The sequence below is a fragment of the Neobacillus drentensis genome (genome assembly GCF_036965645.1).
GTDB classification, from domain to species: Bacteria; Bacillota; Bacilli; order Bacillales; family Cytobacillaceae; genus Neobacillus; species Neobacillus drentensis_D.
The window spans coordinates 1-2507 of record NZ_JBALPZ010000068.1 but is presented as its reverse complement, the minus strand read 5'-3'; the positions used below and the strand labels follow the sequence as shown (position 1 = coordinate 2507).

Here is a 2507-nt window from a genome sequence, read left to right as displayed (position 1 = left end):
TTTTATCAATTCCATCTTTTTAAAGATTATTAAGAATGTAAAAACTCTCAAAAAGTTGATAGCTCTTTTAAAGGAAGGAAATTTAGTTTCATCAATAAGGTATAGGAGTACAAGTAAAAAAATTGCAAACAGTGAATTGATTAAGCTAAAGAATTAAGGGAGATAAAAATGGTTAACTTAGAGTTAATAAGTATAGTAGTTCCAGTATATAACAGTGAAAAATATATTGTGAATTTACTTGAATCTATAAATAGCCAAAAATATAAAAATATCGAATTAATTATCATAGATGATGGATCTACGGACTCATCGCTAGGTGTAATTAATGAATATTTAAAAAAGAGTAATTTGATTTTTGATGTTACTTCTCAATCTAATGCAGGACCCAGTGCTGCTAGGAACGTTGGTATAGAAAAAGCCAAAGGTGAATGGATGGTTTTTATAGACTCTGACGATTTATTACATCCAAATTATTTATTCGACCTATATCAAGTAGCAAAACGTTATGATGCCGATTGTTCATTTTGTGGTACAAAATATTTTGAAGATCAAAGTGAAGCTATTAATACTTTACTAAAAAATGAAGAATGCAAGTATAGAGAGTTGGATTTAGAAAAAGTAATTATGGAATTAGCTGTTGCGAAAAAGAAGTTTGGGCATTGCAACATGCTTTATCGGAAATCAATTATTGATTCATTTAATTTACGATACCCTACTGAATACAAATACGGCGAGGATCTTGAATTTCTAATCAAATATTTATGTCATTGTAATAGAAATATAATTGAAATAGATAATAAATTATTTTTACAAAGAAAAAGAAGCCAGTCACTAACATCTAAGGAAAACATCTCAGAAAATCTCGATGAGTTCATAGTCCATAGTATTGACACAAAAGAAAGAATAAAAGGATATTTAGAGAACATTACCAATAAACATTTTGAAAAATATGGGAAGTATATAATTCCAAGAGTTATTTTGTCTATAATTAAGAACCTCGCATTATATTCAAATAACCAAGACTATAATAAAACTATAAAAAAAATAAATGCTAGAAATGCTATACGTACTCTTATCTCATATCCAGATAAGATGATTTCTATAAATGCTTTTATTTTTTCTCTCTCTCCAAAGATCTATAAGTTTCTCCTAAGAAAGATCTTTTTGAAAAGTGGTGTTAATTAGTGAAGAGAATACTGATAGTAACATTTAGTATGGATATAGGTGGACTTGAAAATGTTTTGATGAATTACTATAGGAATATTAGTAAAGAGGAATTTCAAATTGATTTCCTTATCCATAAAAATGTTGATAGTACATTTACAAGAGAAATCAAGAAATTTGGTGGAAACATACATTATCAAGGGACAGTTGGCGAATTAGGAATACTTAAGTATTTAAAAAAGTTAATCTCTTTTTTTAGAAAAAATGGAGTATATGATACAATCCATGCAAATATGGAGTATCAAAGTGGGATAGTTTGTTTAGCGGCATTATTAGCTGGTGTAAAAACAAGGTTGTGTCACGCTCATACAACTAATGTTAGCACTAATTATAACAAATATTTAATGCCAATATATAGGATGCTGACTAAAATAAGTGCTACAAAGTTAATAGCATGTAATAAATCAGCCGGGCATTTTATGTTTGGTAATCGAACTTTCGAAGTATTACCAAATGCAATAGATGTGAATAGATTTTTAAATGTAGACAAAGAATTAATTGAGGACATAAAAAAAACTTATAATATACCTTCTAATGCCATTCTTTTAGGACATGTTGCAAGATTAAGTAAGGAAAAAAACCAGTGTTTTTTAATTGATATATTAGCAGAACTTTCAAATACCAATAAAGATTATCGTTTGATAATAGTAGGGGATGGAGAAGAAAAAGATAATATCCTTAATTATGCAAATAGTAAGGGTATTTTAGAAAAGGTGATTTTCACCGGTTTTAGAAAAGATATTAATATACTATTGAAGATTTTTGATATATTCCTACTGCCTTCATTTTACGAAGGGTTACCTCTTTCAGTAGTAGAAGCTCAAGCAGCAGGCATAAAGTGCTTGTTATCTAATAATATTTCAAAGGAAGTTGATTTAGGGTTAGATTTAGTTGAATTTATCCCTATTTATGAAACATCAGGTTGGGTTGATTATATTAAAGATTATAAGAAATTGAAACTTAATCCAAATGTTATAGAAACTAAATTCAAGGAAGAATTTTATGATATTAAAATTGCTGTAAAGAAATTAGTTTCTCTCTATAACACATGAATTTATTTAGAGGCGTGATTTCATTTTGACAATGAACTGAAAAAAAGCAGAACTACTGCTCGGTCATATTTTAATGGCTATTTTAATATTAGTTTGTTTTTTGATGATAATAAATATATCTGATAAAAGTACAATACAAATATTAGGTGTTTTAAATTTAGTTCTTTTATTTTGGTATATATATTCCTGGAAGGTATCGGGAAATGAGATATTTTCTCCATACATTATATT

The 2507-nt window shown here is 27.7% G+C and carries 2 protein-coding genes; both read left to right on the top strand.

Translation table 11 applies throughout. The features are described 5' to 3' along the window. The first annotated feature begins 168 nt into the window (after positions 1-168). A complete protein-coding gene (locus V7266_RS14170; protein ID WP_335468538.1) occupies positions 169-1185 on the top strand; it encodes a glycosyltransferase family 2 protein in 1017 nt (338 codons plus the stop codon). Beyond that, positions 1185-2276, top strand: coding sequence for a glycosyltransferase (locus tag V7266_RS14165; protein WP_335468537.1), 1092 nt, complete (start codon positions 1185-1187; stop codon positions 2274-2276). The genes V7266_RS14170 and V7266_RS14165 overlap by 1 nt, the downstream gene beginning before the upstream one ends. The last annotated feature ends 231 nt before the right edge of the window (positions 2277-2507 follow it).

Excerpts from the sequence above, each read along its gene's own strand:
- V7266_RS14170 (WP_335468538.1), top strand. The coding sequence starts at position 169 with ATGGTTAACTTAGAGTTAATAAGTATAGTAGTTCCAGTATATAACAGT.